Raw genomic sequence first — 7085 nt, 5'->3', positions numbered from 1 at the left:
TGGAAACCCAACGGAAGGCGGGTGCAGGGGACCCTGTCCCCTGCTGGGGGAGTTTGAGGGGGCAAAGCCCCCTCAAGCCCACGCGGCGCGCTTCTTGCTATATCAGGCGGCACCATGACCGCCCCCTGCCTGACCCTGCGCTCCGCCACCCCGGCGGACCTGCCCGCCATCACCGCCATCTACGCCCATCACGTCGCCTGGGGCCGCGCCTCCTTCGAGACGGCGCCACCCCCGCTGGAGGACATGCAGCGCCGCTTCGCTGCCCTGGCCGAGGCCGGCATGCCCTATCTGGTGGCAGAAGAGGCCGGGCAGGTGCTGGGCTATGCCTATGCCGGCGCCTATCGCCCGCGCGCGGCCTATCAGAACACGGTGGAGAACTCGATCTATGTGGCGCCGGGCGCGGCCGGGCGCGGGCTGGGGCGGCGGCTGCTGGCCGCGCTGATCACCGCCTGCGAGGAACGCGGCTTCCGCCAGATGATCGCCGTGGTGGGGGATAGCGGCAATACCGCTTCCATCCGGCTGCACGAGGCGGCAGGCTTCACCCGCGTGGGCACGCTGCGCGCGGTGGGGCGGAAGCATGGCGAATGGCTGGATGTGGTGCTGCTGCAACGCCCCCTCGGCGAGGCCGACGCCACGCCCCCCGCCCGTGAGCCCGCCTGACCCGCCGGCACACCACCGGGCCACCCCCGCGCGGACTCCCTGCCGCGCCCCACTTCATCACAAGACAGCGGCAGCGTGAAAAAATATGAAAAGGACCAGCCTGGCGGGCGGTGAGCGCCATGTCTTCCCCGATCTCAAGGCGCTGCTGGCCGCCGCCTCCCCCCGCCGCTCGGGCGACGAGCTGGCCGGGCTGGCGGCGGAGAGCGACGCGCAGCGCATCGCCGCGCGCATGGCCCTGGCCGAGCTGCCGCTGCTGGCCTTCCTCAACGAGGCCCTCATCCCCTATGAGCGGGACGAGGTGACGCGGCTGATCCTCGACACGCATGACGCCGCCGCCTTCGCCCCGCTGCGGTCGCTGACGGTGGGCGGCCTGCGCGACTGGCTGCTGGACCACCGCACCGATGCCACCGCCCTCGCCGCCGTGGCGCCCGGGCTGACGCCCGAAATGGTGGCCGCCGTCTCCAAGCTGATGCGCAACCAGGACCTCGTGGCCGTGGCGCGCAAATGCCGCGTTGTCACCGCCTTCCGCACCACGCTCGGCCTGCCCGGGCGGCTGGCCAGCCGCTTGCAGCCCAACCACCCGACGGACGACCTGCGCGGCATCGCCGCCGCCACCTTCGACGGGCTGCTGCTCGGCAGCGGCGATGCGGTGATCGGCATCAACCCCGCCACCGACAATGTGCCCAACTGCATCGCCCTGACCGAGATGCTGGAGCATCTCCGCCTGCGCCACGACATCCCCGTGCAGAGCTGCGTGCTGACGCATGTCACCAACAGCATCGCCATGATGGAGCGCGGCGCGCCGGTGGATCTGGTGTTCCAGTCCATCGCCGGGACGGAGGCGGCCAATGCCGGCTTCGGCATCAACCTCGCCGTGCTGCGCGAGGCGGAGCAGGCCGCGCTGGCGCTGAAGCGCGGCACGGTGGGCGACAATGTGATGTATTTCGAGACCGGCCAGGGCGCCGCCCTCTCGGCCGATGCGCATCATGGCGTCGATCAGCAGACGGTGGAGGTGCGCGCCTATGCCGTGGCCCGCGCCTTCCGCCCGCTGCTGGTGAACACGGTGGTGGGCTTCATCGGGCCTGAATACCTCTATGACGGCAAGCAGATCCTGCGCGCCGGGCTGGAGGACCATTTCTGTGGCAAGCTGCTCGGCGTGCCGATGGGCGTCGATGTCTGCTACACCAACCACGCCGAGGCCGACCAGGACGACATGGACACGCTGATGACGCTGCTCGGCGTCGCCGGCGTGACCTTCCTGATCGCGGTGCCGGGGGCGGATGACATCATGCTCAATTATCAGAGCCTGTCGTTTCACGACGTGCTGGCGCTGCGCGGCATGCTCGGCCTCGGCATGGCGCCGGAATTCGAGGCCTGGCTCGACCGGATGGAGATGCGCGACAGCGCCGGGCGCATCCGGCCCCTGGCGCCGCGCGCCACGCGGGCGCTGCTGGCGGAAGGGATTTAGGCGAGGGAAGAAGAGAAGGGTTCTTTTTTGAAAAAAAGAACCAAAAAACTTTTTCAGTCAGGCGTCCCGCCGTGCCGGGAGACGGCGGCAGCCTGATAGAAAAATCAGACGGCGACGCGCTTCAGGGGCTGCTTGGCGTCCGGGGCGGGCGGCGGCGGCAGGTCGGCGGCACGCGGCGCGGCGGGTGCGGCCTCGGCGGCGGCGCTGGCGCGGCGGCGCCAGTGGCTGATCAGCTTCCAGGCCAGGAAGAGCACCACCAGCACGCCAATGCCGGCCAGGGCATGCATCGTGTTCTCCTCGCCCAGCCAGGCCACGGCGAACCAGCCGGCGGCGACGAAGGAGGAAGCCCAGAGGCCAGCGGCGATGAAGTTGAGGAAGGCGAAGCGGCTGCGCTTCATGCCGGCGATGCCGCAGGCGGCCGAGGCAACATTGCGCACGCCATAGACGAAGCGGAAGGTGAGGACGAAAAGCGTGCCATAGCGCTCGAGGAAGCCCATGGCGGTGGCCAGCCGCTTCTCGGCGCCGGGGATGCGGCGCAGCGCCTTGGCACCGTAGCGTTGCCCCAGCGTGAACCAGAGCTGGTCACCCAGGAAGGAACCGAACCAGACCGAGAGCATCAGCAACCAGGGGTCGATAAGCCCCGTTGCCTGCCCGGCCGCGGCGGCCAGGATGACGAAGGTTTCCCCCTCGAAAAAGGCCCAGGCCGCGGCGGCCAGATAGGCCAGCATTCCCCAATCCGCCCAGAATTCCGCCACCCTGTCATCCCTCCCGGCTGCGCCGTGCGACGATGCGGGAAAGCCCGCAGCGTGGAAACATAGATTTCACAGCTTCGTGACTTTTTAGCAAATCCCGAAGGGCTGCGCACGCATTTCGCGTGACCGTTTTTTTATTCCTGGTTCAGGCGCTTCTCGTCTGGAGCTAGCGGCCCTGCGGGCTTTGGTCAAACGGCCAGGACCCTCAGCCGGCACGGCGGAGGGAAGGATAAGACGGGCATTCCTAAAAGAATCTTTTCCCCGCCCGGAGCTGAGAGCTGGGGAGCCACGCCGGCGGAGAAAAGTTTTTTTGGTTCTTTTTTCCAAAAAAGAACCTTTTTCTCCCGCCTCCGCCTCAGGCAGCATCCCTGTGCCTGGGCTCACAGAGTGGCAATTCGATCTCGCAATACAGCCCCTCCGGCCGCCAGTCGCGCCGCACCTTGCCGCCAAGCTGGCGGTTGACGGTGGCTTCCAGCATGCGGGAGCCGAATCCGGCGCGGGCGGGTGGCCCGGCCAGGGGCGGCCCGCCGCTTTCGCTCCAGTGCAGGCTCAGCCGGTCCTGGCCCGGGGAGAGGCTCCAGACGATGCGCACCACCCCCCCCTCGCGCGAGAGGGCGCCGTGCTTCGTGGCGTTGGTGGCCAGTTCGTGCAGCGCCATGGAGACGCCCTGCGCCAGGGCGGGCGGCAGCATGACGCGCGGCCCCTCCAGCACCACGCGCGGCATGGCGCCGGCAGGGGGGGTGCCGGCGGGGGGGGCGAGGAAGGTGGCCAGCTCCCCCTCCAGCAGGGCGCGCAGCTCCGCCCCGGTCCAGTAGGCCTGGGCCAGCAGGGTATGGGCGCGGGCCAGCGCCATCACCCGCCCCTCGACGGCGGCGGTATAGGCGGCGGGGTCCTCCTTCGGCGTCAGGCGCAGGGCGGCCTGCACCAGGGCCAGCACGTTCTTGGCACGGTGGTCCACCTCGCGCGCCAGCAGCATGCGCTCCTCCTCGGCGCGGCGGCGGGCGGTGATGTCCATATGCGCGGCGTAGGAGAGGTTGCGCCCGCGCAGCCGCACCCCCTGCACGCGCACCAGCACATCGCGCTGGGTGCCGTCGCGCAGGCGGTGGCGGGCCTCGTATTCCTGCATTCCCCCGGCCACGGCGTGGCGCCGGCCGCGCTGCTTGATCGCCTCCGCCTCGCCCAGCACGTCGATATCGCCCAGGGTCAGGCGGCGGAATTCCTCCGGGCTGTAGCCATAGTCGAGGCAGGCGCGGGCATTGACGTCGAGGATGGCGTGGCTGTGCGGGTCGAAGAGGAAGACGGCGAAGGGCGCGCCCTCGAACAGGGCGCGGTAGCGCTCCTCCGCCTCGGCCAGGGCGGCGGCGTTGGCGTGGCGCTCGGTGATGTCGGCGGCGACGCCGAGCAGCCGGGCGGGCCGCCCCTCCATGGCCGGCATGCGGCGGCCGATCAGGGTGAGCCAGCGCACGGCGCCATCGGCGCGGCGCAGGCGCAGCGTCACCTGCGGCGCGGCGGCGCGCAGCGCGGCCAGCAGCCCGCGCCGGTCCTGCGGCAGCACCCGCCGCAGCAGGGCGCGCAGCGAGGGCACGGGGGCGGAGGGGTCTAGCCCCAGCAGGCGGAATTGCTGGGCGGACCAGATGGCGCGGCCTTCCGGCAGCATCTCGTGCTCCCACACGCCGATGCCGGCGGCCTCCTGGGCCAGGCGCAGCCTTTCCTCGCTGGCGGCGAGGGCGGCGGTGCGCTCGGCCACGCCGCGCTCCAGCCCGGCATTGGCCGCCACCAGCGCGCGCTGCCCGTGCCGCACCAGCAGGGCGAGGCCGAACAGCGCCAGCGCCGCCGGCACGCCGAGCAGCAGCAATTGCCCGACCCGCGCCTCCCAGCGCGCCAGCACCTCGGCGCGGGGGCGGGCGGCATAGGCGGTGACCTCCCAGCCTTCCACCGGCTGGAGCACGCGCACCCCCTGCGGGCCGCGCTCCAGCCAGGGCTGGCCGGGGGTGGCGCCGGCGGGCAGATCGAAGGCGGCCGGGTCCTCCCCTTCCCTCCCCGCGGCCTCCTTCCCTTCGGCCTCCCTGCCCGCCCCCCCCTTGCCGGCGCGGGCCAGCACGGCGCCGCCGGGGCCGAGCAGGGCCAGGGTATCGGCCGGGTTCTTCAGCAGGCGCTGCAGGCGCTCCGCCGCCTCGCCGATGCGCACCGAGACGTTGATGATGCCCTGGTAGCTGCCGGGCGGGCGGTCATTGCCGGTTTCCTGGCGGCGCAGGCTGACGGCGAAGAAATCCGCCCCGTCCAGCCGGCCGCGATAAGGGCCGGTGACGGCGGCCTCCGGCGCGCCGGGGCCGCGCAGGATCTGGTTGAAGGGCCGGTCGGCGAAGCTCTGGCCATGCGGCACGGCGGGCACGGTGCCGCTGACCAGCGGGTGGCCCGCCGCGTCGAAAACATAGAGCGAGATGACGGAGGCGCCGCCCGCCTGCTCCACCAGCGTGGCGAGCTGGGCGCTGACCAGGGCTTCCTCGGCGCGGATGGTGGCGTCGGAGAGGCCGCGCATCATGTCGTTGGCGCGCTGGGCGCGCAGGCGGTGGCCATCGAGCACGCGGCGGGCATATTCCGCCCCGGCCTCGGCCGAGCGCGCGACCTCCAGCGTCGCCTCGTCCCAGCTTTGCTCCCAGGCCTGCCAGGAGAGCAGGCCGAGCAGGGCGGCGGGCAGCAGGAGGGAGCCGGCGAGCAGCAGGCGCACGGTGCGCACCGCCGCGGGCGGCCGCCCCGCCCCGCCCCGCGCGGCGCTCCAGCCGCCGGAGCCAGCCCCCCCGCCCGTGGGGGAGCCCCCTGCCTTGGAGCCCGCCGGCCCGCCCGCCTGGGCCAGCGCGGCCGTGGTGAAGGCGAAAGCCGCGGAGGAAGGGGCGGTGGAGGGCCTGCGGCCCGCGAATCCACCAGCCCCGGCGGGCACGTCACGGCCGGTCCGCCAACCCATCGCCTGCCACTCCCGGACTGGCTTCCTGCTTCCCATGATCGATACGATACCGCGCCGGAGCGGGGTCTGTTGCGCTGCTTTCGCTTCTGGCGTGGGCGGGAGGGGCATATCACGCAGGTTTCATCACGCCGCAGCCGCTCCCTTTTTCTCCCCTGCCCTGGCCGCGCGCCGCCCCCCGGCGATGGCGCGGGCGGCGGTGCGTAGAGAGGTGCGGGCGGCGGCAAAAAAACCGCGTGGGATTTCCCGCCCCCGCGCGTATCAGGATGCACGAGCCTGCCGGATCCCCATGACGTTCCCCGCCGCCACCGCCCGCCGCCTGCCTTTCCTGCGCCCCGTCTCCGCCCCGGCCGCCGCGCTGGAGCGGCTCCCGCAACGCCCGTTGGAGCGTGACCGCGAGGCCGCGGCGGATGAGACGCTGATCGCCTGGGCGGCGGAGGGGGACAGGCTGGCCTTCGGCACGCTGGCCGCGCGCCACCTGCCACGGCTGCATGGCCTCGCGCTGCGCATCACCGGCAGCGCGGCGGAGGCGGAGGATGTGGCGCAGGAGGCCCTGCTGCGCGCCTGGCAGCATGCCGCGCGCTTCGACCCGGCGCGGGCGAAGCTGTCCACCTGGCTCTACCGCATCGCCGCCAATCTGGCGGTGGATCAGGCGCGGCGCCGCCAGGGGCAGGCGCCGCAGCCGCTGGAGGAGGGCCTGCCCGACCCCGCGATTGGCCCGGAGGAGGCGCTGGCCGCCCGCCAGCGGCAGGCGCTGCTGGCCGAGGCGCTGGCCGCATTGCCACCACGCCAGCGCGCCGCCCTGGCGCTCGCCCATGACCAGGGCCTCTCGGGCGCCGAGGCGGCGGCGGTGCTGGAGACCTCGGAGCGCGCGGTGGAAGGGCTGCTGCACCGCGCCCGCCGCTTCCTGGCCGGCCGCCTGCGCGAGGCCACGCGGTGAGCGCCCACCCCGAGATGCACCCCGAGATGCACCAGGACAGGCCGGCGATGGTCGAGGCCGAGTTCGCCGCCCTGCTGGCCGGGCACGGCGCGGCGCCGGCGCTCTGGCCCGCCGCGCGGCGCGGCGCGGCGCTGGCGCTGCTGGAACGCTCGGCCGAGGCGCGGCGGCGGCACCTCGATGCCGCCCTGGCCGAGAGCCTGCCGCCACCCGATGCCGCCACCCTGGCGCGGATGCAGGCGCGGCTGGCCGCGCGCATCGCCCGCAGCCCGCGCCCCGCGCCGCGCGGGCGGCTGGACTGGCTGCGGC

General features: G+C 72.9%; 5 protein-coding genes and 1 pseudogene. 4 read left to right on the top strand and 2 right to left on the bottom strand.

The features are described 5' to 3' along the window. The first annotated feature begins 114 nt into the window (after positions 1 to 114). The gene (locus NON00_RS23530) at positions 115 to 660 is read left to right on the top strand and encodes a GNAT family N-acetyltransferase (RefSeq protein WP_256025231.1); all 546 of its coding nucleotides are present in this window, start codon (positions 115 to 117) and stop codon (positions 658 to 660) included. Positions 661 to 745: 85 nt separating this feature from the next. After that, complete coding sequence (locus NON00_RS23525) at positions 746 to 2128, top strand: ethanolamine ammonia-lyase subunit EutB (protein ID WP_256025230.1); 1383 nt, start codon at positions 746 to 748, stop codon at positions 2126 to 2128. A 104-nt stretch (positions 2129 to 2232) separates the two neighbouring features. Here NON00_RS23525 and NON00_RS23520 read toward each other — a convergent pair whose 3' ends face one another. Both NON00_RS23520 and NON00_RS23515 read right to left on the bottom strand, forming a co-directional pair. Further along, positions 2233 to 2883 (bottom strand): DedA family protein, encoded by a 651-nt coding sequence (locus tag NON00_RS23520; protein WP_256025229.1) that lies wholly within the window; start codon positions 2881 to 2883, stop codon positions 2233 to 2235. A gap of 352 nt (positions 2884 to 3235) precedes the next feature. Continuing rightward, complete coding sequence (locus tag NON00_RS23515; RefSeq protein WP_256025228.1) at positions 3236 to 5842, bottom strand: PAS domain S-box protein; 2607 nt, start codon at positions 5840 to 5842, stop codon at positions 3236 to 3238. A gap of 286 nt (positions 5843 to 6128) precedes the next feature. On the opposite strand from NON00_RS23515, the gene NON00_RS23510 reads away from it, so the two are divergent. Both NON00_RS23510 and NON00_RS23505 read left to right on the top strand, forming a co-directional pair. Then, the gene (locus NON00_RS23510; protein ID WP_256025227.1) at positions 6129 to 6779 is read left to right on the top strand and encodes a sigma-70 family RNA polymerase sigma factor; all 651 of its coding nucleotides are present in this window, start codon (positions 6129 to 6131) and stop codon (positions 6777 to 6779) included. After that, positions 6776 to 7085: pseudogene (locus NON00_RS23505) on the top strand (hypothetical protein); the annotation flags it as partial. The gene NON00_RS23510 and the pseudogene NON00_RS23505, both read left to right, overlap by 4 nt.

This window comes from Roseomonas sp. GC11 (genome assembly GCF_024437745.1).
Taxonomy (GTDB): domain Bacteria; phylum Pseudomonadota; class Alphaproteobacteria; order Acetobacterales; family Acetobacteraceae; genus Pseudoroseomonas.
Note: the sequence above shows the minus strand (reverse complement) of the source record. Positions and strands in the feature narration are given on the sequence as shown.